Raw genomic sequence first — 23533 nt, 5'->3', positions numbered from 1 at the left:
CGGACAATCTGCGTGCAGAATGCGTTGGTGACCGTCGACACCGTGGTACGCCGCCTGCTGGCGGCGAAGGCGACGACGGTGTTGATCGACGGCCGCTCCGGTTCGGGCAAGTCCACGCTGGCCGATCAGCTGCAGCGCTGCTGGCCCGAGAGCGTCGTGGTGCGCCTCGACGACATCTATCCCGGCTGGGACGGTCTGGCCTGGGCGAGCGAGCACATCGGCGCGGAACTGCTGCGGCCACGCACCGCGGGGCGGCCCGGCCGCTGGCGGCAGTGGGACTGGGGCACTGGCGCACCGCACGGATGGCACACCGTCGAGGCCGGGCGGCGGCTCATCGTCGAGGGCGTCGGCGCACTGTCCGCGCAGAACCGCGCGATGGCCGATCTGGGGATCTGGGTCGAGACCCCCGCCGACATCCGCAAACACCGCGCCCTGCAGCGCGACGGCGACACCTACCGCCCGCACTGGGACCGTTGGGCCGCACAGGAACTCGTGTTCATCGACCGGTGTGACCCGGTCACGTCCGCCGACTACGTGGTGACCGAGGCCGGCGACGCTCTGGTGTGGGCCCCGGCTATGCGCTAGCTTGGACGCGATCCACACGGGAGTGCACACCGAGTGCGCTGAGAGGACGGCTGACCGGCTGTCGACCGTACGAACCTGACCGGGTAATGCCGGCGTAGGGAGATGCAGGTGAACGCTTTCATAAACGACGACATGAACCACCACCCCAAACCCGTCCTGCGCTGGCGGGTCGTCGACATCGTCGTCGCCAGTGTGCTCGCCGTAGCGGCGGGTCTGGTCTTCGTGTTCTGGAACGTCGCGTCGAACCCGATCACGGCCCCGCTGTCGGCGGCGCTGCCCGGTCTGCAGGCACTCGCCGGCGGCGGCTGGCTGTTCGCCGGCGTGCTGACCGCGCTGGTGATCCGCAAACCGGGGGCGGCGCTGTACGGCGAACTGGTCGCCGCGACCGTGTCCGCGCTCGTCGGCAACCAGTGGGGTGTGCTGACCATCGAATCCGGGCTCGTGCAGGGCCTCGGCGCGGAGCTGGTGTTCGCGCTGTTCCTGTACCGGCGCTGGAACCTGCCCGTGGCCGCGCTCGCCGGCGCCGCGGCGGGCGTGACCCTGGCGATCAACGACCTGATCCTCTGGTATCCCGGATCGACCACCGCGTTCGCGGCGATCTACACCGGCTCCGCGGTGATCTCCGGTGCCCTGCTGGCCGGCGTGCTGTCGTGGTACGTGGTGCGGGGGCTGGCCAAGACCGGTGCGCTGAGCCGCTTCGCCTCCGGCAGGGTGGTGCCGACCCGCCAACCCCAATGACGCCGGATCCCCGCACCGGCGGCGCCGAGGTGCGGGCGGACGGCTGGGGGTGGCAGCACGCCGGTCAACAGCACTGGGCGGCAAAGGATCTCGATCTGCACATCGCCCCGGGCGAGCGGGTGCTGCTGCTCGGGCCGTCCGGATCCGGGAAATCGACCCTGCTGCAAGGCCTGGCCGGCCTGCTCGGCGGTGCCGATGACGGGCACGCGCAGGGCCGCCTGCTGGTCGACGGCTCACCGCCGGCACAGCGCCGCGACCGGATCGGGATGGTGCTGCAGGACCCCGACGCGCAGGTGATCCTGTCGCGGGTCGGTGACGACGTCGCATTCGGTATGGAGAACTTCGGCGTTGCGCGCGAAGCGATCTGGCCGCGCGTCACGGCGGCACTGGCCGAGGTCGGCCTGGACCTCCCGCTCGACCACGACACCTCGCAACTGTCCGGCGGCCAGAAACAGCGGCTGGCGCTCGCCGGTGTGCTCGCGATGCGGCCCGGGCTGATCCTGCTGGACGAACCCACCGCGAACCTCGACCCCGGCGGCGTGCTCGAGGTGCGTGACGCGGTCACCAGGGCGGCCGAGATCACCGGTGCGACCGTCCTCGTCGTGGAACACCGCACCGCCGTGTGGCTGCCCGTCATCGACCGGGTCGTCGTCCTCGGCGGCGACGGCTCCGTCGTCGCCGACGGCGCACCCGAGGACACCATCACCCGTCAGCGCGACCACCTCGTGCAGTCCGGTATCTGGGTGCCGGACCGTCCCATCGCGCCGGTGCCGCGCCATCCCGTCACGACGCCCGAGCCGGTGCTGACGGCGACGGACCTCGCGGTCGGGTACCGCGGCGGGCCGGCCGTGCGCGACGGGATCGGCCTGGAGATCCCGCGCGGACGCGTCACGGCGATCACCGGGCCCAACGGTTCCGGGAAGTCCACCCTCGCCCTGACCCTCGGCGGGCTGCTGGCCCCCCGCTCCGGGACGCTGCGCGCGGCGGACGGCCTGGCCCCGTCGCCGCGCAGGCGAGACCCGGCGACGTGGCGATCCAAGGAACTGCTCACCCGCATCGGCACCGTTTTTCAGGACCCCGAACACCAGTTCCTCACCGGCACCGTCCGCGACGAACTGGCACTGGGGCCGAAGGCGTTGAAGCGCGATGCGGCCGACACCGCCGCGCTGACCGACGACCTACTCGCCCGGTTGCATCTGGAGCACCTCGCCGATCGCAGCCCGTACACACTTTCCGGGGGCGAGAAGCGCAGGCTGTCGGTGGCCACCGTGTTGGTCAGCCGGCCCGCGATGATCGTCCTCGACGAACCCACCTTCGGTCAGGACCGCCGCACCTGGGCCGAGCTGATCCGGTTGCTGGCCGAAATCGCCGATGCCGGAACGGCCGTCGTCGCCGTCACGCACGATGCGGAATTCGTCGACGCGCTCGCCGACCACCGGTTCGTGTTGTCGGCCCCGGTGCGACCGTGATCCGCGTCAACCCCGTCGCGAAGCTGCTGGCCGCCGCGATGATCGCGGTCGTGCTGGTGCTCAGCGTCGACTGGGTGTCCGCGCTGACAGCGCTGGTCCTGGAGATCCCGTTGTTCGCCGCGCTGCGAGTCCCGTTGCGGCCGTTCCTGATTCGCGCGGCTCTGATCACCGTCGCTGCCGCGCTGACCGCGGTGACCAACCTCTTCTACGGGGAGCCGGCCGGCACCGTGCACTGGCACTTCCTGCTGATCAACGTCAGCGACGGATCGATCGAGCTGGCGCTGGCGATGTTCCTGCGGGTGCTGGCCATCGCGTTGCCGTCGGCGGTCCTGTTCATCGACGTCCATCCGACCGAGCTCGCCGACGGGCTCGGGCAGGTGCTGAAGCTGCCCGCGCGCTTCGTCGTCGGCGCGCTGGCCGGTATGCGCATGGTCGGGTTGCTGCGCCAGGACTGGGAGTACCTCGGTCATGCCCGCCGCGCGCGTGGGGTCGCCGACCATGCGCGGGTCCGGCGCTTCCTGGGGCAGGCGTTCGCGCTGCTGGTCTTCGCGCTGCGCCGGGGCACCAAACTGGCCACCGCGATGGAGGCCCGCGGATTCGGCGCGTACCCGACCAGGACGTGGGCGCGACCGTCGACGTTCGGCACCTCAGAGCTCGCGCTGATCGCCGGCGCCGCGGTGATCGCGACCGCCGCGGTCGTCGTGTCCGTCACCACCGGCCACTGGGACTTCGTCGGCGGCCGGTGAGTCAGGAGCCGGTGCGGGCCGCGCCAGCATCGCCAGCGCGCCCGCGCCGGCGAACACCAGGAACGCCGCCTGGTAGCCGAACGACTCGATCAGCGCGCCCACCACCGGCGCGCCGAGCGCCTGCCCCGCCGCGATCGCGAAGAACGCCAGGCCGACCCCGTAGGCGGCCGCGTCGGGATACACCCGGGTGCCCCACAGCAGCAAGAGCCCGCTGAGACCGATGTAGGCGGCACCGAACACGCACGCCGACACCAGGATCGCCGCGACGTGGTCGGCCGCCAACGCCAGCCCCGCGGTGGCCGCGGCCATCGCGGCGACCGTCGCGACCCAGGTCCGGCCGAACCCCAGCCGCTGCACCGCCGCGCCGCCGAACGCCCCGCCGATCCCGGCGGCGCCCAACAGCATCCACGCCGTCGTCGCGACCGCGTCCCCGCCGGATTCCGCGCCGATCAGGTCACGGCCGAAGTTCCAGATCGCGATGCAGCCCACACCCGTCAGCACGGACGCGACGAGCAATCCGGCTGTGCCGGGCCGGAACCGGCGCCCCACCGTGACGCGGGACCGCTGCACCTCCGGACCGTTGCGCAGCGCGAACGCGACCCACGCGGTGACGGCGACGGTGATCGCGCCGTAGATCGCCCAGGCCAGCCGCCACTGACCCAACAACGCCAGCGCGATCGGGCCGGACACCACCACGCCGATCCCGGTGCCCGCGTTGACGATCGTCTGGGCCCGGTCGGCCCGCTCCGCGCTCAGGCGTTGTGCCAGCGCGCTCGCCAGCGGCGGCGAGGCCAGGCCCGTGCTCATCCCCGCCACCAGGATCCCGACCGCGAGCACCGCCGCCGACTGCGCGGCGGTGACGACGAGGATGCCGACGGTCGCGACCACGCCCGCGGCGACCGCCATCCGGCGTGCCCCGACCCGGTCGGTGTAGACCAACGCGACGGTGATCGCGGCGCAGTACCCGAGGTAGCTCCCCGCGCCGACGAGCCCGATCACGGTGGCGCTCAACTCGAATCGGTCGGTGAACACCGGGACGAACAGGCCATAGGCGAAACGGGCGAAGCCGTAGCAGCAACCGATCAGCGCCGCGCCCGCGCCGATCAGCGAGTAGTAGGACCGTGACACGTGGTCAGCGGGCTGCGGCGGGATCGTGCGCGGCGTTGTCGGTGGTACTCACTCGGACCTCCGGGCGGCGGGGTGGGCTGACGTGCCGCCCTATACCCAGCCGGAGGTCAGGTCACGCCCACGGTTTCAGTGGCGCACCGCCGGCGGGTGGTCGCACCGCACCACCCTCGATCTCAGGTCTGGTCCCGGGCCGTTCCGTCGCCGGCCTCGGCGAGCTGGGAAAGTCCTTTGTCCCAGCGTGCACGCCGGGCACGGTCACAGATCCGGTGCGTGACGACGATCGTCGCGACGGCGAACGCGGTGACACCCGCCCACAGCAGAACCCCGCCCGCCGCGGCCTGACCAGGCCCCGCGCCGGCGTCATAGACCGCGGTGCCGAGCGCACCGGCGAACGGCAGCGCCACGACGGACAGCAGCACCGCCATCGTCACGACCGCGGCCTCGATCCGGTCCACGGCACGGACCAACGGGTGCTTGCCCCTCAGCCGGGTGGCGACGAGAGGCCGCGGAACACCGACGGTGAACGTGGTCCAATCGTCGTCGAGCGTGTTGCCGCCGGCTATCGCGCGCCGATTCCCGGCCTCATGCGGGCGCACCGTAATTCCTCCTCGGACACGTTGGAGCCGAGCGCCTTCGGCCCGGCACTTCCAGGATGCGCCGCCATCGGCAATGCGGCTAGGACCAGGCGCACAAGGACGGGCTGCGGCTTTGTGCGCCGGGCACAACCCGCTGCCGGGCCGTGAACGCGGCCGGCCGGCCGATACGCTGCCCGTCAGTACGCCGACTGAATGGGAGGGACCTGGAAATGACCGAGGTGGATCACAACGACTCCGTCGCCGCGGCCGGCGCCGCCATCGAGGCTGCGGTCGCGGTGTTCATGCTGCATCCGCAGACCTACGCGGGCAGCGTGGCGGCCGGGTACGAGAATCCGCTGGCTGGATACATCGTCGGCCGGGGTGGGGTCCTGGGTGACGCCACCGGCGCCACGGTCGCGTCCGTCTTCACGGTGTTCGAACCGACGGTGGTGGCCGCCCTGTGGGACGAGGGCCTGACGGTGCGCGACGCCGCCGGCGCGGCCGAGGTCTACTGGAACCAGGCCGCCGAGTTCGGCCGCGCCTACCTCGCCGACGCCGAGGCGCCGGACCGCCTGGCCGCGCTGGGGGAGAAGCTGATCGCGGCGGCGCCGACGTGGGGACTGCCGTTGTTCGCCGGCTGGCGGGCGATGCCGCTGTCCGACGACGCGACCGCCCGTGCGCTGCAGGTCATGTTCGTACTGCGGGAGCTGCGGGCGGCGCTGCACTTCAACGCGTTGACGCTGACCGACCTGACGCCGATCGAGGCGCACATGCTCAACAAGGGGCCCCAGTACGCGGCCATGTTCGGCTGGCCCGAACCCTTCGCCGACGGCGCGGACAAGAAGGACAGCTACGACGAGATCGAGCAGGCCACCGATCGGCGGATGGCGCAGCTCTTCGCCGCCGCGTTCGACGACGGCGAAGCCGCCGAGCTCTCTCGGCTGGCGGGAGCGGCCCTGGCGACGCTGAAGGCCAACGTTCCTTCCTGAGGCTGCGTGCGGGTCTAGCGCGGGGACGTCTCGGCCGGTTCGACGTGGATGAAGGTCTCGGTGTGGGGTAGCGCGGCGTCGATGTCGTCCTCGAGTCGGTTGGCCAGGTCGTGCGCCGCCTGCACGGTCCAGTCCGCGGGCACTGTGACAACGACGAAAACCAGGCGCTGACGCCCGGATTCGACGGTGCGCAGCGGCGCGAACTCGACCGGGTATTCGCTGCGGTAGCGGTTCAGCACCGCCTCGACCGCCTCGTGGTCGCTCTGCGGGAGGGACGCGCTGAGCAGGCTGCTCATCGAGCCGCGCAGCAGCTTGTAGCCGGTCCACAGGATGTTGACCCCGACCGCGAGCGCGACCAGGGGGTCGAGCGGGTACCAACCGGTCACCGCGACAAGGGAAATGCCGACGATCACGCCGCCCGAGGTCCACACGTCGGTCATCAGGTGCTTACCGTCGGCGATCAGGGTGACCGACCGGTGACGCCGGCCCACCCGCTGCAGGATCACCCCGACGACGAGGTTGACCACCGCCGCGGCCGAGGACAGCGCCAGACCTATCCCGGCCTGGGCGAGCGGCGCCGGACTGAGCAGCCGCTCCACGGCGCTCCAGATGATCGCCGTGGCGGCGACGAAGATCATCGCGCCTTCGACCAATGCCGACAGGTACTCGGCCTTGCCGTGACCGAAGTGGTGGTCGGCGTCGCGGGGGCGCGCCGCCACCCGCAGGGCCAGCAGCGCCACCACGGCGGCGACCAGATTGACGCCGGATTCCAGTGCGTCGGAAAGGAATCCGACTGAACCGGTGATCACCGCGGCGCCGGCCTTGAGCGCCATCGTCACCACCGCAGCCGCCAGGCTCAGCAGCATGAACCGCATCAGGAGCCGGTGCTCCTGCTCTTTGGGCAGCGGCGCTTCGGTCATGAGCCCGTCCCGCGCCGCCGCAGGAACAGCTTTCGCAGCTCGTCGAACCACAGCACCGTCGAGGCCATCGCGACCGCCACCGCCCAGTGCGCCGCATCGAGTGTCGTCGTGCCGAAAGCGGTCTGCAGGAACGAGATATGGACCACCGCGATCTGCAGGACCACCCCGAGCCCGACCGAGGCCCACAGCCAGCCGTTGCTGAACAGGTGGCTGAAGGCGCTGGTGGTCTCCGAGCGGGAATTGAACGCGTTGAAGAACTGTGCGAGCACCAGGGTGGTGAAGCCGGCGGTGCGTGCGACCTCCAGCGAGTCCGACCCGTCCACCAGCCCGCCGGGCAGGAAAATGTCCATCGTCAGCAGCGTCGCGATGCCCATGACCATGCCGACGGAGATGATGCCCCGCCACATCTCGGCGTCGATGAGCCGGTCGGTGGCCCGCCGCGGCGGGCGCGACATCACATCGTCGATCTCGGGGTCGACACCCATCGCCAGCGCCGGGCCGGAATCGGTGATGAGGTTGATCCACAGGATCTGGGTGGCCAGCAGCGGAACGACGATCGCCTCTCCCGAACCGGCGGCGAGCCCGATGAAGCCGGCGAACAGTACGCCGAAGAAGACGGTGAAGACCTCACCCATGTTCGAGGACAACAGGTAGCGCAGGAACTTCTTGATGTCGTCGAAGATGGCGCGACCCTGCCGGACCGCGGTGACGATGGTGGCGAAGTTGTCGTCGGCCAGGATCATCTTCGCGGCTTCCTTGGTCACCTGCGTCCCGGTGATCCCCATCGCGACGCCGATGTCGGCGGCCTTGAGCGCAGGGGCGTCGTTGACCCCGTCGCCGGTCATCGCCACCACCTCGCCGCGCGCCTGCAGCGCGTCGACGATCTGCAGCTTGTTGCGTGGTGCCACCCGGGCGTAGACCGACGTCGTGGCCACCACCGCTTCGAGCCGATCCGGCGAGAGCGCGTCCAGTTCGGTGCCCGTGACCGCGGTGGCCCCCGGGCCGACGATGCCGAGATCCTCGGCGATGCGCGCAGCGGTGACAGGGTGGTCGCCGGTGATCATGATGACCCGCACGCCCGCCCGGCGGGCTTCGGCGACGGCGACGGCGACCTCGGGCCGCGGCGGGTCGATGATCCCGACGACGCCCAGGTAGACCAGATCCCGTTCGTCGGCAGGGTCGAAATCGGTGGCGTCGAAATCGGTGGCGTCGAAGTCGGTAGCGGGGCGGTCGACCCAGCGATAGGCGACACCGAGAGTGCGGAACGCCTGCCCGGAGAGTTCCTCGACGTCGGCCATCGCCGCCGCACGACGGTCGGTGTCCAGGGGTTGCACCCGGTCTCCGATCTGGACGGCGACGCAGCGCTGCAACAGCACGTCCGGTGCCCCCTTGGACACCACCGCGATGCCCTCCTCGTGGGCAACGAGCGCCGACATCATCTTTCGTTCCGACGTGAACGGGATCTCGGCCCGCCGCGCGAACTGCTGCGTGCGGTCGACGGTGCCGCTCAGTTTGCGGGCGGCCACCAGGAAGGCCGCCTCGGTCGGGTCACCCTGAATCTGCCAGTCGCCGTCGCGGCAGCTCAGCTGAGCATCGTTGGCCAGCGCCCCGGCGGTGAGCACCATGCGGACTTCGCGGGTCAGCGCAGGATCGGTCAGCGGCCGGCCCCCGGCCAGCGCGTCGCCCTCGGGCCGGTAACCGACCCCGGTCAGCTCGACCTCGCCGGAGGAGGTCCGTATGCGCTGGATCGTCATCTCGTTCTTGGTCAGAGTGCCGGTCTTGTCGGACGCGATGACGCTCGCCGAGCCCAGCGTCTCCACCGAGTGCAGCTTCTTCACCACAGCGTGGCGCCGCGCGAGCTGCTGCACGCCGATGGCCAGCACGACCGACAGGATCGCGGGCAGCCCCTCCGGCACGGCCGCCACCGCCAGCGACACCCCCAGCAACAGCACGGTGACCAGATCGCGCACCGACGAGATCTCGTTGACCAGCGAGGTGACGGCCATGACCACCACGGCGATCACGATGACCGCAATGCCCAGCATCTCGCTGACGCCCGCGATCTCCTTCTGCAGCGGACTCGGATCCTCGCGCGTCTCGTCGAGCATCTCCGCGATGGAGCCGACTTCGGTGGCCATCCCGGTAGCCGTGACCACCGCCCGGCCGACACCCTGGACCACCGACGTGCCCCGGTAGACCATGTTGGTGCGATCGCCGAGCGGCACCTCTGCGGTCAGCGCCGCGGCGTTCTTGGTCACCGGTTCGCTCTCCCCGGTCAGGGACGCCTCCGACAGGCGAAGCGCTGCCGCCGACAGCAGCCGGGCGTCGGCGCCGACCGCGTCTCCTTCGTTGAGCACCAGGATGTCGCCGCGGACCAGCTCCGCAGACGGCACCGAGCCGAGTTCCCCGTCCCGAAGCACCGTCGAGGTGGCATCGGTCATCGATTGCAACGCGCTGACCGCGGCCTCGGCGCGGCGCTCCTGCGCGAACCCGAGGATGCCGTTGAGGATCACGATGGCGGAGATGACCAGTGCGTCGACCGGGACACCGTCGGCCCCCTCGGCGACCCACGCCGCCGTCGAGATCGCCACCGCGACCAGCAGCAGATAGATCAGCGGATCCTGGAACTGGCGCAGAATCTTGCGCCACAGCGGCTCGGGGGCCTTGGCCCGCAACTCGTTTCGGCCGTCGCGCTGCAGCCGGGCCGCGGCGTCGGCCGACGTGAGACCTGTCGCTGGGTCGACCGCGAGGCTGCGGGCGACATCGGCGCCGTCCTGCACCGAAGGGGGTACGGCGCCGGCGGACACGTCCACCCGACCGATGATGCTCCCCTGCGGGCGCCTACGCCACGGGATGACGAAATACCCGGACATCTGGGGCGGGCGCCCCTTCGGTCGGCCGGCCCCGACGTAGGCTGACTGCGATGGGCGCTCGAAGGGACGGCGGTCGATGAGCTCGGACGAACAGGACCCGGACTACCGCTTCACCCTGGCCAACGAGCGAACCTTCCTGGCCTGGATCCGCACGGCGCTGGCGTTGATCGCCGGCGGGATCGCCGTCGTGCAGTTCGTGCCGTCGTTCGGGATCCCCGGCGTGCGGCACGGCCTGAGCGTCGCGCTGACCGCCGGGGGTGGAGTGCTCGCCGCCGTCGCCGTCCGGCGCTGGCAGCGTGTGCAGACGGCGATGCGCCGCGGTGCGGAGCTGCCGCCGACCCGCATCCCGCTGCTGCTCGGCGGTGGCATCTTCGTCGTGACCGTGATCGTGCTGGTGATCCTGGTGATCTGGCCACCGGCAGGGCAGTGACATGGTGGTGCCCGAGCCCGCCAAACCCGGGCTGCCCGTCGAACGCACCGTGTTGTCCTGGGAGAGAAGCTCATTGGGCTTCCTCGCCGGCGGTGCGTTGCTCCTGCTGCGCCAGCATGGGCCGCTGGGGCCGGTGCGGGTCGGGCTGGCCGTCGGCGCCGCGGTGCTGGCCCTGTTGGTGCTCGCCCTCGGCTACCGGCGGTCGCGGGCGGTCCGGGCCGGCCGGGACGCCGACGGGCGGCCGGTCGTGACGGAGCCGCACCTCGAGGTGATGCTCATCGGCAGTGCCACAGTGCTTTTCGGGGCGGCGATCGCCGTCACCGTGCTGGTGGCGTTCAGGTGACGAGGCCGAGCTTCTCGGCCTGGTCGAACGAGTCGTCGACGAGCACGACCGTGCGGTCGCCGCGGTCGAGCATCGATGCGGCGATCGACGAGCGGTATCCCGATGCACAGTGCACCCAGACCTCGCCGTCGGGAACCTCGTCGACGCGCCGGCTCAACTCGTGCAGCGGAATGTTGACCGCGCCGGCGATGTGACCGTCGGCGAACTCGCCGCTTTGGCGGACGTCGAGGACGGCCGGCGGCTGCGTGTCCAATACTTCGGCCAGTGCGGTGAAATCGGCGACGCGGTAGGACCGCAACGGCGCACCCGCCGCGAGTTCGTGGATGTTCCCCGCCGCGGAACCGGTCAGGTTGTCGACCCCGATGCGGGCGAGTTCCCGGCGGGCGTCGGCGATCTGGTCGGCATCGTCACCGATGAGGGTCAGCGGCGACCCCCACGAGTACAACCATCCCAGGTAGGTGACGAAGTTGTCCGACAACTCGAAACCGAGTGTGCCGCCGACATGTCCGGCGGCGAACGCGGTACGGGCGCGCAGGTCGACCACCCATTCGCCGGCGTCGATACGTCGCCGGAGTTCGCCGGGATCCACCGGTTCGGGTATCGACAGGTCGATCGGCGCCGGGCCCGCGGTGTTGATGACACCCATGTGCGCGTAGTACGCGGGGTAGTCGCCCAGCCCGGCGATCAGCTCGTCGACGTAGCTCTGCTCGTCCTTGGTCAGCGCCGGATTGGTCTGCCGCTGCTCGGCGATGGTGGACGAGTCCCCGCTGGCCGGGGTGGCCGAGCAGAAGCTGCCGAAACCGTGTGTGGGGTAGACCTCGGTGTCCTCGGGCAACTCGGCGGCCAGCCGGTGCACCGAGTGGAACTGCGCATGGCTGAGCTCCTCGGTGTATTCGTCGCCGAGGAGATCGGTGCGCCCGGTGGTCCCGTGCAACATCGATCCGCCGGTCAAAACCCCGACCACCGAATCGCCGGAGTCGCGCAGCACGTAACTGACGTGGTGATGGGTGTGCCCGGGGGTGTGCATCACCTGCAAGCGCACCGGGCCGGCGTCGACGGTGTCGCCGTCGCTGACCGCGCGGTGGTCGTATCCCAGGTCGTCCCCGGCGGGCACGACGTATTCGGCGCCGATGACCCGGGACAGCTCGAGACCGCCTGTCACGTAGTCGTTGTGGATGTGGGTCTCCAGCACATGGCTGATCCGCACCCCGCGCTGACGCGCCAGCTCCAGCACCCGATCGATGTCGCGCTGCGGGTCGACCACGACGGCGACGCCGTCGGCGCTGACCAGGTAGCTGCGGTCGCCCAGACCGGAGGTCTCGATGATGGAGACGTCGACGGCTGTGCTCACAGTGCCGCGATCGCAGCGCGCAACTTCGCGGCGGCTTCGTCGGCGACTTCCCGCAGACCCGGTTGGTCGGAGACCTGAACCATGATCTGCGGGTCCATCGCGTCGACGATCACCGTGTTCCCGTCGCCGGCGGGATCGGCGCGCACCGCCACGTTGCACGGCAGCAACAGCCCGATCTGGCGGTCAGCGGTGACGGCACGGTGCGCCAGCGGCGGGTTGCACGCGCCGAGGATCAGGTAGTCCTCCATGTCCTCACCGAGTTTCGCCTTCAGCGTGGCCTTCATGTCGATCTCGGTGAGCACACCGAAACCCTTGTCGGCCAACGCCTTCCGGGTGCGTTCCACCGCATCCTGGAATGTGGTGTGCAGCGTGGTGGTCAATGCGTAACCCATGGTGTCCTCCGTTTCGTCGGCGTCGACGCCGGTGGCCCGTCGCTCAGGCGAGCGCCAGGAACAGCTTCTCCAACTCGGCTTCGGTCATCGGCTCCTGGCCGTCCGCGGCGTCTCCGGTCAGGCATTCCCGCAAACCGGTGGCGACAATCTTGAAGCCGGCCCGGTCCAGGGCCCGCGACACCGCGGCCAGCTGGGTGACCACGTCCTTGCAGTCCCGGCCCTGCTCGATCATCGAGATCACTCCCGACAGCTGGCCCTGTGCCCTGCGCAGCCTGTTGAGCACCGCGACGATTGCGTCTTCGTCACCGACCATGGCGCATCTCCTTTCGACAGATGGTGAAGCGATGGTACCGGCGGGGGTATTCCGCGGGGTGCTCATGCCGCTGCCCTGCGGGACGCACCACCGGCGAGACGGCGCAGCGGGCAGTGTGCGTAGCGGGCACATGCCAGGGTCACCAGCGCCGCGGCGGCGGTCACCGCGGCGGCGGCCACACCGACGACCACGTGGATCTCCTGCGCCAGGATCACCGAGGACATCGCCAGCACGAACCAGCCGAACGCCTTACGCAGTGCGTCCGGATTGACCTTCGCGGTCAGCCGGGCACCGATCAGCGCGCCGATGACGGCCGCGGCCGTCACGGCGAGCGCGACGGTCCAGTTGATCTGGACGCTGGACAGATAACCGCCCAGGCCGGCGAAGGACTTCATCGCGATGACGATCAGCGAGGTACCGACCGCGACGGGCATCGGCAATCCGCCGAGCAGTGCCAGAGCGGGCACGACCAGGAAGCCGCCGCCGGCGCCGACCAGGCCGGTGACCAGGCCGACCACCAGCCCCTCCGCGAGGATCTTGGGTACCGGAAGGCGATGCCCCTCCCGGGGCGCCTCGACGGCGCGGCGTCCGCGCAGCATCGCGACCGCGGTCGCGATCATCATCACGGCGAAGCCGATCAGCAGCACGGTCCCGGGGATGAAGCGGGCAAGCAGTCCGCCGGCGTAGGCCCCGGCCATGCCCGCGGCGCCGAAGATCAGGCCGGTGCGCCACTGCACGCGTCCGGCGCGGGCATGCGAGACCGCGCCGACGGCGCTCGTCACCCCGACGACCAGCAGCGAGGTGGCGATGGCCTGCTTGGCGTCCATGCCGCCGACGTAGGCCAGCAGCGGGACTGTCAGGATCGACCCGCCGCCGCCGAGCAGGCCGAGGGCGATGCCGACGAAGACGGCCAGGCCGACGGTGAGGGCGATCACCGTTCCACCAACTGGGCAACGACGTTCTGCGCGTCACACGCGTTGCCGCGGTTGTAGGGCAGCTTGCCCAGCATGGTGCCCATGGCGCAGGTGTTGGACACCGCGGCGAAGGTCAGTCCGCCGCCGATGGCGCCGGCGAGCCACTTGAGCTTGGGCACGGCGATGCTGCCGAGGATGCTGGTCAGCACGATCGAACCGGCTACCAGGCGGACCTGACGCTCGAGGTCCCAGCGCTGCGTCCCGCGGTTGACGGCGAAGCCCTTGGCCTCCCAGGCCGTGATGCCGCCGTCGAGGATGTGCACGTTGCACAGACCGGCCTCGCGCAGCGTGGCCTCGGCCTGGCCGGCGCGCTGGCCGGACTTGCAGACCAGGACGACCTGCTGGTCGAGGTGCTTGATGATCTCGTCGCGGTGCTCGCGAAGGAGGTCCAGGGGCACGTTGTAGGAGCCGGCGATGTGCGCGGTCTCGAACTCGCCGGGCGTTCGGACGTCGATCACCCGCAGGGGGGCGTCGGCGGTCAGCAGTTGGTCGAGGTCGTGGCAGTTGACAGTGGTGGGCGCGCTCATATCGCAGTCCTTTCGGGTGGGAGGCGGTTGTCGGATCGATACCGCCGGGGGTATGTTGGCTTTCATGTTACACATACCCCCGGGGGTACATGCAAGCCGGAATAGTTATACCCCCTAGGGTACTTGACATACCCCGAGGGGTATAGGCACCCTGGGGTCAGGAATTCGACCCGACCACCCGAGACGAAAGGTCTGTCATGAAGTTCACCCAGTACTACCTGGATTGCCTGTCGCACGCGTCCTATCTGATCGCCGACGAAAAGACCCGTCGCGCAGTCGTTGTCGACCCGCAGCGCGACATCGCCGAGTACCTGGCCGATGCCGAGCAGAACGGCTACACCATCGAGCTGGTCATCGAGACGCACTTCCACGCCGACTTCCTGTCCGGCCACCTGGAGCTGGCTGAGGCGACCGGCGCCAAGATCGTCTACTCCTCGGTCGCCGAGACCGAGTTCGAGTCGATGGGCGTCGCCGACGGTGAGCGCTACTCGCTGGGTGAGGTGACGCTGGAGTTCCGCCACACCCCCGGCCACACCCCGGAGTCGATGAGCATCGTGGTCTACGAGCACGCCGGCGACGAGGTGCCCTACGGCGTCCTGACCGGTGACGCGCTGTTCATCGGCGACGTCGGCCGGCCGGACCTGCTGGCCTCGATCGGTTTCACCCGCGAGGAGCTGGCCGAGAAGCTGTACGACTCGCTGCACAACAAGCTGATGACGCTGCCCGATGCGACCCGGGTGTTCCCGGCCCACGGCGCCGGCTCGGCGTGCGGCAAGAACCTGTCCACCGAGCTGTCGTCGACCATCGGCGACCAGAAGGAGACCAACTACGCGCTGCGCGCCCCGGACAAGGCCACCTTCATGGCGCTGGTCACCGAGGGACAGCCGCCCGCACCGGCCTACTTCGTCTACAACGCGGTGCTCAACCGCAAGGAGCGCGAGCTGCTGGCCGAAGCCGAGATGCCGGCCGCGCTGAGCTACGCGCAGCTGCGTGACGCCATGGAGGCCGGCGCGATCCTGGTCGACGGCCGTGGCCCCGAGGAGTTCGCGCTGGGTCACCTGCGCGGCGCCGTCAACATCGGGCTGGAGGGCCGCTACGCCGAGTTCGCCGGCTCGGTGGTGCCCACCGACGTCGACATCGTGCTGTTCACCGAGCCCGGAGCCGAGCTCGAAGCCAAGACGAGGCTGGCCCGCATCGGCTTCGACCGGGTCGTCGGCTACCTGGAGAACCCGTTCGAGGTGATGTTCGACCACTCCGGCGACGTCGAGGTGGCCTCCCGGCTGACGGCGCAGGCGTTCGACGAGCGCGCGGCCGCGCTGCCCGACCTGCAGGTCGTCGACGTGCGCAATCCCGGCGAGGTCGCCGCGGGCATGGTCCCGGGCGCGGTGTCGATCCCGGTGGGGCAGTTGCCGTCCCGGCTGGACGAACTCGACCCGGCCAAGCCGACCGTCGTGTACTGCGCGGGTGGCTACCGGTCCTCGGTGGCGGCAAGCCTGTTGCGGCGCAACGGGTTCATCGACGTCAGTGACATCCTGGGTGGTTACGGCGCCTGGGAATCCGCCCACCAGAACGCCTGAGCGCGAAGAGGAAACCGACTGATATGACAACGAAGCACAAGATCGTCATCGTCGGCGGTGGCACCGCCGGCATCTCGGTGGCCGCGCGCCTGCTGCGCAAGGGGCATTCCGACGTCGCGGTCATCGAACCGTCGGACGTGCACTTCTACCAACCGCTGTGGACCCTGGTCGGCGGTGGCCAGGCGAAAGCCTCGACCACCGCCCGCCCGGAGGCCTCGGTCATGCCCAAGGGCGCGACCTGGATCAAGAAGGCCGCGGCGTCGGTCGATCCGGACAGCAACACGGTCACCTGCACCGACGGGACGGACTACGGGTACGACGCTCTCGTGGTCTGCCCCGGGATCCAGCTGGACTGGGACCGCACCGAAGGGCTCTCCGAGGCGCTCGGCAAGGACGGGGTGTCGTCGAACTACCGGTTCGATCTGGCGCCGAAGACCTGGCAGTTCATCCGTGGGTTACGTTCGGGCACAGCGGTCTTCGGCATGCCGTCGGGTCCGATCAAGTGTGCCGGTGCGCCGCAGAAGATCGCCTACCTGGCTGCGGACTACTGGCGCTCCCAGGGTGTGCTCGACGACATCGACGTGCATCTGGTGGTTCCGACACCGAGGTTGTTCGGAATCCCGGCGATCGCCGACAGTCTCGACGCGATCGCGGCGGACTACGGCATCACCGTGCACACGAACTCCGAGGTGACCTCTGTCGACGCCGCGGCACACAAGGTGGGTGTCACCTCCGGCGCCGAGGGAGTGGCGGAGTCCATGCTGGCCTACGACGTGCTTCACATGGCGCCGCGGCAGTCGGCGCCCGACTGGATCAAGAGGAGTCCGCTGTCGACCGGCGACGCAGGAGGATACGTCGAGATCGACAAGCACACGATGCAGCATGTGCGGTATCCCAACGTGTTCAGCCTCGGCGACGCCGGGTCCTCGCCGAACTCCAAGACCGGTGCCGCGATCCGCAAGCAGGCACCCGTCGTGGTCGAGAACATCGAGGCACACCTGGCCGGCCGGCCCCTGACCGCCTCCTACGACGGCTACGGTTCGTGCCCGATCGTCACGTCCTCACACGACATGCTGCTCGCGGAGTTCGACTACGACCTCACCATCACGCCGTCGTTCCCGCTGCTCGATCCGGTCAAGCCGCACCGTGCCTACTGGTATCTCAAGAAGCACGGGCTGCCGTTCATGTACTGGAACCTGATGCTGAAAGGACTTGCCTGACATGCCCACAATGAATCTGTCCACCGCGGACTTCGAATCCACCATCACCGGCAACGAGATCGTGCTGATCGACTTCTGGGCGTCCTGGTGTGGTCCGTGCCGCGCCTTCGGACCGGTCTACGACCGCTCCTCGCAAGCACATCCGGACGTGGTGCACGCCAAGGTCGACACCGAGCGGGAACGTGATCTGGCTGCCGCGCTCGAGATCACGTCGATTCCGACGGTGATGGCCTTCCGCGACGGTGTGCTCGTCTACCGGCAGGCCGGTGCGATGCATCCGGCCGCTCTGGAGGACCTGATCGGCCGCATCAAAGCCCTCGACATGGAGGACGTGCGGCGGCAGGTCGCTGCCCGGAAGGCGGGATAGCACCGCCGAGCGGGCACCATGGACCCATGGTTGAACGTGCCCGCGACGAGACCGGCCGACCCCGAAACTCGCGTCCCCGCGACGCGCTGGGTCGGCCGCTGCCGCCGGGCAGCGCCGGGGTGCCCCGCATCCCGGACGACCTCGCGCTGAGTCCGACCGAGTTCCTGGAATACGCACAGGAACTGCTGGATGCCGAGCGGGCGTTCCACGCCCACGAGGTGCTCGAGGCCGCCTGGAAGGGCCGGCCCGCGCAGGAGCGCCCGCTCTGGCAGGGCCTGGCCCAACTCGCCGTCGGCATCACCCACATCCAGCGCGGCAACCCCGCCGGAGCGTCAGTACTGCTTCGCCGGGGTGCCGAGCGACTGCGCGAGGCCGGGGATCCGGTGCCGTATCGGGTGGACACCGCCGGACTGATCGCCTGGGCGACCGGTCTGGCCGACTCACTCGGTGCCCCCGGCGGGATCTCCGCCGACCGGTTGCGCCCGGCCCTGACCCGGCGCGGGCACGGTGAAAGTGATTGGCCCGCTTGATACCGCGCACAGTGTGGCAGTGTGGCGGTATGAAGAAGCGGACGTTCGCCGCGCTGGCTCCGGCCGCGGCGGTGGCCGGCATCGCGCTGCAGGACCTGTTGCAGAAAGAGCACGCGCTGCGCCGGAACTTCCCGGTCCTCGCGCGGGCGAGATACCTGCTGGAGGCCATCGGTCCGGAGCTGCGCCAGTACATCATCACCAGCAACGACGCCGAGCGGCCGTTCAGCCGCGATCAGCGCCGCTGGGTGTACACGTCGGCGAAGAAGGAGAACAACTACTTCGCGTTCGGCACCGACAACGACATCGAGAACAACAGCTACCCGATCATCAAGCACGCGACGTTCTCCGACGTCGCCGCCGCGTCGCCGATCCACGGCGGCGATCTGGAGGTGCCGGGCGCCAAGATCCTCGGCGGCCCGCGCGGCCGCAGGCACGCGTTCCGGCCCGCGTCGGTGGTCAACGTGTCGGCGATGTCGTTCGGCTCGCTGAGCCCGCAGGCGATCGAGGCCATCAACAAGGGCGCCAAGATCGCGAACTTCTGGCACAACACCGGCGAGGGCGGGCTGTCCGATCACCATCGCTGCGGGGGTGATCTGGTGTTCCAGATCGGCACCGGCTACTTCGGCTGCCGCGACGAGCACGGCCGATTCGACCTGGACCGGCTCGTCGATGTCGTCGGCTCGGCCCCGGTGCGCGCGATCGAGATCAAGTTGAGCCAGGGTGCCAAACCCGGTCTGGGCGGCCATCTCCCGGGTGCGAAGGTGAACGCCGAGATCGCCCGAATCCGCGGAGTGCAGCAGGGCAAGGACGTGGTCAGTCCGTCGCGGCACACCGCGTTCCGTGACGTCGACGAGATGCTCGACATCGTCGAGAAAATCGCGGACGCCACCGGGCTGCCGGTCGGGATCAAGTCCGCGGTAGGAGAGATGGGCTTCTGGGAGACGCTGGCCGACCGGATGGCCGACGGGCAGCGCGGCGTCGACTTCGTCACGATCGACGGCGGCGAGGGTGGCACCGGTGCCGCCCCGCTGGTGTTCGAAGACAACGTGTCGTTCCCGTTCCGGACCGGCTTTGCGCAGGTGTACGGGTTGTTCGCCCAGCGTGAGCTGACCGACCGGATCACGTGGATCGGGGCGGGCAAACTCGGTCTGCCCGCCAACGCGATCGTCGCGTTCGCGCTCGGGGTCGACCTGATCAACGTCGCCCGCGAGGCGATGCTGGCCATCGGGTGCATCCAGGCGCAGAAATGCCACACCGACCACTGCCCGACCGGCGTCGCCACCCAGAATCCCTGGCTGGCACGAGGTCTGGATCCCGAACAGAAGTCGCACCGGATGGCCAACTACGTCCTGACGCTGCGGCGCGACCTGGTGAAGGTCTCGGAGGCGGCCGGCGTGCGCCACCCGGCGCTGCTGGGGCCCGAGCACGTGGAGATCCTCGACGGCGATCGAGGGCACCGGCCGCTGGCCGAGGTCTACGGCTACCAGCCGGGCTGGGGTATCCCCGGCGCGCACATCGTCGCCGACATCAACGAATGCATGCGCTGCTACGACAACATGCCGGGCACCTTCGAGGTGGTCGAGCACGCACCGGTGAAAGTCGCGACGGAGCCGAATCAGGCGACGGAGTAGCGCTCAGCCACCACCGTGCGGGGCGCGCAGTCCGAGCGTGCGCCGGCCGGCGGCGATCAGCTCATCGCGCAGCGCCGCCTCGTCGAAGTCGCCCCCGCCGTCGCTATTGCCGTCGTCGTTGTAGTCGCCTTTGTAGTCCACGCCCGCCGCCGATGCGATGCCCGACATCACGACCGCGGCCTTGACCTGGCCGCCCAGGCCCGGCTCCACATCGGCGAACAGTCGCAGCTGGCGGGCCACGATATCGGCCCACTCCTGGCGGGTGCGCAGCAGCGCGACGACGCCGGGATCACCGGTGAGCAGCGCGACGACCTCCCGGTGCGACGCTGCCAACGTCGCGTACCCGACGAGCAGGTGATCGGCGCGGGCGCGGGCGCCGCGGCGGGACTCCGCTGCCTCGACCAGTGCTTCCACCTCGGCGATGAGCGGTTCCATCACCGCGCTCAACAGCTCGTCGCGGGTCCGGAAGTGGTGATAGATGGCGGATTTCGTCAGGCCGAGCTCGTCGGAGATCATCTGCAGCGACGTCCCGGCGACGCTGTGGCGCTGGAACAGCTCGATGGCGACGTCGATCAGGCGTTGCCGGGTGGGTCCACCCGGCTGCGGCGAGGTCCTGCTCACACGGACATCCTCTCTGTCGACTCGCTGACATTGCCCACTTTAGCTGACCAGTCGTACAGGAAACTGCTGTACGTTTGGTCAGTAAGTGACTGTACGACTGGTCAGCCAGCAGGCTAAGGAGTGCGCGTGACGACCCTGGAAGCCCTCGACTTCTTCCACGGCGAGGAGATGATCGCGGACCCGTACCCGGTGCTGCGCCGGATGCGGGAGATCAGCCCCGTGCTGCGCGAACCTGTCCACGACGTCCTGGTGGTCACCGGTTACGACGAGGTGCTGACCGTCGTGGGGGATCCGGAGACGTTCTCGTCGTGCACCTCGACGACGGGATTCATGGCCGGTTTCCCGGTCCCGCTGGAGGGCCGCGACGACGCGGAGGTCCGCGCGCTGATCGAGGCGCACCGCGACTCGCTGCCGTTCAGCGACCAGCTTCCGTCGTTCGACCCGCCCAAGCACACCGCGCACAGGTCTTTGCTGTCGCGTCTGATCACGCCGAAGCGCCTGAAGGAGAACGAGGAGTTCATGTGGCGCCTGGCCGATCGGGTCCTCGACCCGTATCTGGCCGGTGGCGGTGGGGAATTCATCCGCGCCGTGGCCACGCCGTTCGCGCTGCTGGTGATCGCCGATCTGCTCGGTGTGCCCGAGGACGACCATGCCGAGCTCGCCGCGGAACTGACCGGTGACGTCGCGCTGGGCAGCGCCGATGGCCAGACCGCCATGGCGCACTCCCCGCTGGAGTATCTCTACGCGCGGTTCGCCGAGTACATCGCGCAGCGCCGTGAGGCGCCGCGCGGCGACGTGATGACCGAGATGGCGCTCGCCACGTTCCCGGACGGTTCCACACCGGAGGTCATCGATGTCGTCCGCGTCGCGGCGAATCTGTTCTCCGCGGGACAGGAGACGACCGTGCGGCTGCTGTCATCGGGACTGAAGCTGCTGGCCGAGAACTCCGGACTGCAGGAGCGGATGCGCCGCACCCCGGGCGACATCCCGAACTTCGTCGAAGAGACACTGCGGTTCGAAAGCCCTATCAAGGGCGACTTCCGGCTCGCGCGGGCGACCACCACCGTCGGCGGAGTCGACGTGCCCGCAGGCGCCACCCTGATGGTCCACTTCGGCGCCGCCAACCGCGATCCCCGGATCTTCGAGAACCCCGACACCTTCGATCCCGACAGGGCCAATGCCCGGCGCCACATCGGATTCGGGCGTGGCGTGCACAGCTGCATCGGCGCGCCGCTGGCCCGTGCCGAGGGCCGGGTCCTGATCCAGCGACTGCTCGAGCGCACCACCGAGATCGCGATCGACGACGCGGCGCACGGGCCCCGCCAGGAACGGCGCTTCGACTACGTGCCCACCTACATCCTGCGCGGGCTCACCGAACTGCACGTGGCGGTGCGCTGATGAGAGTCACGCTCGACGACGACATCTGCCGTGGCCACGGAGTATGCGCCGCGATCTGCCCGACGGTGTTCACCATCGCCGACGGCGGCTACGCCGAGGTGACGATCGCCGACGTACCAGCCGATCTGGCGACATCGGTCCGGGATGCGGCCGACAACTGCCCCGAACATGCCATCCACATCACCGACGTTTCCGAGGAGAACCATGTCCACTGACTTCGACCGCAAGGACCGCAGGGCGTTCGACCTGACCGGCAAGGTCGTCGTCGTGGTCGGCGCCGGCCAGAGTCCCGGGCCGGGTATGGGCAACGGGCGCGCCATCTCCCTGCTCGCGGCCCGTCACGGCGCCGAAGTGGTTGCGGTGGACCTGAATCCGGCGGCGGTGAAGGAGACCGTCGAGATGATTCTCGCCGAGGGCGGCCGCGCCTACGCCGTCGAAGCCGACGTCGCCGACAAGGACGACTGCCGACGGATCTTCGACACCGCGATGCAGACCAGCGGCCGCGTCGACGGCATGGTCTACAGCGTCGCGACCAATCCGCCGTTCGACTTCGAGACCAACTCGATGACCGTGGAGAACTTCAACCGCGGTATCAACGTCAATATGCTGGGCTGCTACCACTGCAATCTCTTTGCCGCGCAGTGCATGGAACGCAACGACGGCGACACCGCCGGCAGCATCGTCAATATCTCGTCGATCGCCAGCGTCAAGAACGAACTGGGCCTCAACATCGGCATCATGCCTTACGCGCTGGGCAAGTGCGGGGTCAACCAGATCACCGAACTGACCGCGGTGCAGTTCGCCGAGGCCGGCATCCGGGCCAACACGCTGATGCTCGGGCCCATCAACTCCGTGCTGGCCAACCGGGATTCGCAGTCGCTGTTCGGGATGGACGCCGAGGAGGCGGCCGAAAAGCACAAGGACGTGGTCAAGCTCAAGATGGGCCGCGGCACCGTGTGGGAATCGGCTTATGCCGCACTGTATCTGCTCTCCGACGAGTCCCGGTTCATGACCGGACAGCAGATCCGCCTCGACGGTGGCGCCACCCTGGTGCGCTGACCCTTACGGAGCGGGCCGGGCCCTGCCGTCGCCGGGCCCGGCGGGTTCCCAGGTGTCCATCGCGCGTTCCAGTCCGTCGCTGTCGAGGGCTTCCACCGGCAACCGGTCCTGGTCGTCGCGGCGGCGGATGCCGTCGAGCAGCAGTGCGACGTAGCGGCGCCACAGCGTGGGGTCCACATTCCTGGTGAACTCACTGACGGTTCCGGACAGCAGCCCGAACAGCGGCATATCGGTGGGGGACAGGTCGCGGCGCACGTGACCGTCGGCCTGCGCGCGTTCGACGAGCTGCCCGAGCAGAGGCTTCAACCGGTCCCGCGCCGCGCACACCCGCTCGCCGCCATAGGCCTTGCTGAACGCGATCTCACGCATCCCGCGGTCGGTCGCCGTCAGCTCGCACATCCGCTCCATGAACCACGAGAACCCCTCCCACGAATCCGGGAAGCGCAGCGCCTCTTCGGCGTAGTCGGCGAGTTGGTGCATGGCGTCGTCGAACAGCGCCTCGAGCAGGTCCTCCTTGCTGGCGAACCTGCGGTAGATGGTGCCGACGCCCACGCCTGCGTGGTGGGCGATGTCGTTGAGGTGGGGTTCGAGACCGCGGGTCGCGAACAGGTCGCGGGCCGCGGCCAGGATGCGCTGCCGGTTGCGCTCGGCGTCCTTGCGCAACGGGCGCTCGATCGCGGCCGGGGATTCCACGTGGCCAAGTCTAGCCAAGCGATTCAGCAAGCGGATCAACTCTATCCATTCGGATTGAATCTATCCACTTAATTCGTTAGGTTG

26 protein-coding genes and 1 riboswitch are annotated in these 23533 nt (G+C 69.4%); of the genes, 15 read left to right on the top strand and 11 right to left on the bottom strand.

From position 1 onward, the window contains the following. The first annotated feature begins 27 nt into the window (after positions 1-27). The 4 genes from BST38_RS07070 (at position 28) to BST38_RS07055 (ending at position 3538) form a co-directional block, all read left to right on the top strand. Entirely contained in the window at positions 28-585 is a 558-nt protein-coding gene (locus BST38_RS07070; RefSeq protein WP_083142760.1) for a nucleoside/nucleotide kinase family protein, read from the top strand. A gap of 6 nt (positions 586-591) precedes the next feature. Further along, positions 592-703, top strand: a riboswitch (TPP riboswitch). 14 nt (positions 704-717) lie between these two features. Beyond that, on the top strand, positions 718-1323 hold the full coding sequence (locus BST38_RS07065) for an ECF transporter S component (protein WP_083142759.1): 606 nt from the start codon (positions 718-720) through the stop codon (positions 1321-1323). Beyond that, complete coding sequence (locus BST38_RS07060) at positions 1320-2792, top strand: ABC transporter ATP-binding protein (RefSeq protein ID WP_083142558.1); 1473 nt, start codon at positions 1320-1322, stop codon at positions 2790-2792. Before BST38_RS07065 ends, BST38_RS07060 begins: the two co-directional genes overlap by 4 nt. Continuing rightward, complete coding sequence (locus tag BST38_RS07055) at positions 2789-3538, top strand: energy-coupling factor transporter transmembrane component T family protein (protein WP_083142557.1); 750 nt, start codon at positions 2789-2791, stop codon at positions 3536-3538. Before BST38_RS07060 ends, BST38_RS07055 begins: the two co-directional genes overlap by 4 nt. On the opposite strand, the gene BST38_RS07050 is transcribed toward BST38_RS07055, so the two are convergent. Together BST38_RS07050 and BST38_RS07045 are read right to left on the bottom strand one after the other, a co-directional pair. Next, positions 3440-4666, bottom strand: a complete 1227-nt coding sequence (locus BST38_RS07050; RefSeq protein ID WP_083142556.1) for an MFS transporter — start codon at positions 4664-4666, stop codon at positions 3440-3442. The two genes, BST38_RS07055 and BST38_RS07050, sit on opposite strands and share 99 nt — an antisense overlap. Before the next feature lie 173 nt (positions 4667-4839). Continuing rightward, positions 4840-5262, bottom strand: a complete 423-nt coding sequence (locus tag BST38_RS07045; RefSeq protein ID WP_083142555.1) for a hypothetical protein — start codon at positions 5260-5262, stop codon at positions 4840-4842. Between the two features lie 209 nt (positions 5263-5471). Here BST38_RS07045 and BST38_RS07040 point away from each other — a divergent pair, with 209 nt between their 5' ends. After that, on the top strand, positions 5472-6230 hold the full coding sequence (locus BST38_RS07040) for an SCO6745 family protein (RefSeq protein ID WP_083142554.1): 759 nt from the start codon (positions 5472-5474) through the stop codon (positions 6228-6230). A gap of 14 nt (positions 6231-6244) precedes the next feature. On the opposite strand, the gene BST38_RS07035 is transcribed toward BST38_RS07040, so the two are convergent. Next, positions 6245-7150, bottom strand: coding sequence for a cation diffusion facilitator family transporter (locus tag BST38_RS07035; protein WP_083142553.1), 906 nt, complete (start codon positions 7148-7150; stop codon positions 6245-6247). Beyond that, positions 7147-10023, bottom strand: coding sequence for a cation-translocating P-type ATPase (locus BST38_RS07030; protein WP_083142552.1), 2877 nt, complete (start codon positions 10021-10023; stop codon positions 7147-7149). Before BST38_RS07030 ends, BST38_RS07035 begins: the two co-directional genes overlap by 4 nt. A gap of 76 nt (positions 10024-10099) precedes the next feature. Here BST38_RS07030 and BST38_RS07025 point away from each other — a divergent pair, with 76 nt between their 5' ends. Next, positions 10100-10453 carry a YidH family protein gene (locus tag BST38_RS07025; RefSeq protein ID WP_083142551.1) on the top strand — a complete coding sequence of 118 codons (354 nt, stop codon included), beginning with the start codon at positions 10100-10102 and terminating at the stop codon, positions 10451-10453. Between the two features lies 1 nt (position 10454). Then, complete coding sequence (locus BST38_RS07020) at positions 10455-10796, top strand: DUF202 domain-containing protein (RefSeq protein WP_083142550.1); 342 nt, start codon at positions 10455-10457, stop codon at positions 10794-10796. Here the strand turns inward: BST38_RS07020 and BST38_RS07015 are convergent. The 5 genes from BST38_RS07015 to BST38_RS06995 form a co-directional block, all read right to left on the bottom strand. Further along, positions 10789-12147, bottom strand: coding sequence for an MBL fold metallo-hydrolase (locus BST38_RS07015; protein WP_083142549.1), 1359 nt, complete (start codon positions 12145-12147; stop codon positions 10789-10791). The two genes, BST38_RS07020 and BST38_RS07015, sit on opposite strands and share 8 nt — an antisense overlap. After that, positions 12144-12539, bottom strand: coding sequence for a DUF302 domain-containing protein (locus tag BST38_RS07010; RefSeq protein WP_083142548.1), 396 nt, complete (start codon positions 12537-12539; stop codon positions 12144-12146). Before BST38_RS07010 ends, BST38_RS07015 begins: the two co-directional genes overlap by 4 nt. A gap of 43 nt (positions 12540-12582) precedes the next feature. Beyond that, on the bottom strand, positions 12583-12852 hold the full coding sequence (locus BST38_RS07005) for a metal-sensitive transcriptional regulator (RefSeq protein WP_083142547.1): 270 nt from the start codon (positions 12850-12852) through the stop codon (positions 12583-12585). 62 nt (positions 12853-12914) lie between these two features. Further along, positions 12915-13787, bottom strand: coding sequence for a sulfite exporter TauE/SafE family protein (locus BST38_RS07000; RefSeq protein WP_083142546.1), 873 nt, complete (start codon positions 13785-13787; stop codon positions 12915-12917). Beyond that, a complete protein-coding gene (locus tag BST38_RS06995; RefSeq protein ID WP_181791971.1) occupies positions 13784-14353 on the bottom strand; it encodes a rhodanese-like domain-containing protein in 570 nt (189 codons plus the stop codon). The genes BST38_RS07000 and BST38_RS06995 overlap by 4 nt, the downstream gene beginning before the upstream one ends. Before the next feature lie 197 nt (positions 14354-14550). Between BST38_RS06995 and BST38_RS06990 the strand changes: the two genes are divergently transcribed. The 5 genes from BST38_RS06990 to BST38_RS06970 are packed head-to-tail and all read left to right on the top strand — an operon-like array spanning position 14551 to position 19678. Further along, complete coding sequence (locus BST38_RS06990) at positions 14551-15930, top strand: MBL fold metallo-hydrolase (RefSeq protein ID WP_083142544.1); 1380 nt, start codon at positions 14551-14553, stop codon at positions 15928-15930. A 23-nt stretch (positions 15931-15953) separates the two neighbouring features. Further along, entirely contained in the window at positions 15954-17150 is a 1197-nt protein-coding gene (locus BST38_RS06985; RefSeq protein ID WP_083142543.1) for an NAD(P)/FAD-dependent oxidoreductase, read from the top strand. Position 17151: 1 nt separating this feature from the next. Beyond that, a complete protein-coding gene (trxA, locus tag BST38_RS06980) occupies positions 17152-17517 on the top strand; it encodes a thioredoxin (protein WP_083142542.1) in 366 nt (121 codons plus the stop codon). 26 nt (positions 17518-17543) lie between these two features. Then, positions 17544-18047, top strand: a complete 504-nt coding sequence (locus tag BST38_RS06975) for a DUF309 domain-containing protein (RefSeq protein WP_083142541.1) — start codon at positions 17544-17546, stop codon at positions 18045-18047. A gap of 29 nt (positions 18048-18076) precedes the next feature. Then, the gene (locus BST38_RS06970; protein ID WP_083142540.1) at positions 18077-19678 is read left to right on the top strand and encodes an FMN-binding glutamate synthase family protein; all 1602 of its coding nucleotides are present in this window, start codon (positions 18077-18079) and stop codon (positions 19676-19678) included. Between the two features lie 3 nt (positions 19679-19681). Here the strand turns inward: BST38_RS06970 and BST38_RS06965 are convergent, their stop codons facing one another. Continuing rightward, positions 19682-20299, bottom strand: a complete 618-nt coding sequence (locus BST38_RS06965; RefSeq protein ID WP_083142539.1) for a TetR/AcrR family transcriptional regulator — start codon at positions 20297-20299, stop codon at positions 19682-19684. 126 nt (positions 20300-20425) lie between these two features. On the opposite strand from BST38_RS06965, the gene BST38_RS06960 reads away from it, so the two are divergent. The 3 genes from BST38_RS06960 to BST38_RS06950 are packed head-to-tail and all read left to right on the top strand — an operon-like array spanning position 20426 to position 22756. Further along, on the top strand, positions 20426-21697 hold the full coding sequence (locus BST38_RS06960) for a cytochrome P450 (protein ID WP_083142758.1): 1272 nt from the start codon (positions 20426-20428) through the stop codon (positions 21695-21697). Further along, the gene (locus BST38_RS06955; protein ID WP_083142538.1) at positions 21697-21912 is read left to right on the top strand and encodes a ferredoxin; all 216 of its coding nucleotides are present in this window, start codon (positions 21697-21699) and stop codon (positions 21910-21912) included. The genes BST38_RS06960 and BST38_RS06955 overlap by 1 nt, the downstream gene beginning before the upstream one ends. Further along, positions 21902-22756 (top strand): SDR family NAD(P)-dependent oxidoreductase, encoded by an 855-nt coding sequence (locus BST38_RS06950; RefSeq protein ID WP_083142537.1) that lies wholly within the window; start codon positions 21902-21904, stop codon positions 22754-22756. The genes BST38_RS06955 and BST38_RS06950 overlap by 11 nt, the downstream gene beginning before the upstream one ends. 3 nt (positions 22757-22759) lie before the next feature. Here the strand turns inward: BST38_RS06950 and BST38_RS06945 are convergent, their stop codons facing one another. Continuing rightward, the gene (locus BST38_RS06945) at positions 22760-23449 is read right to left on the bottom strand and encodes a TetR/AcrR family transcriptional regulator (RefSeq protein WP_083142536.1); all 690 of its coding nucleotides are present in this window, start codon (positions 23447-23449) and stop codon (positions 22760-22762) included. Positions 23450-23533: the final 84 nt, after the last annotated feature.

The sequence above is a fragment of the Mycolicibacterium parafortuitum genome, from assembly GCF_002086815.1.
Lineage (GTDB): Bacteria > Actinomycetota > Actinomycetes > Mycobacteriales > Mycobacteriaceae > Mycobacterium > Mycobacterium parafortuitum.
The sequence above is the reverse complement of the archived record's forward strand: the minus strand, read 5'-3'. Positions and strand labels throughout refer to the sequence as shown.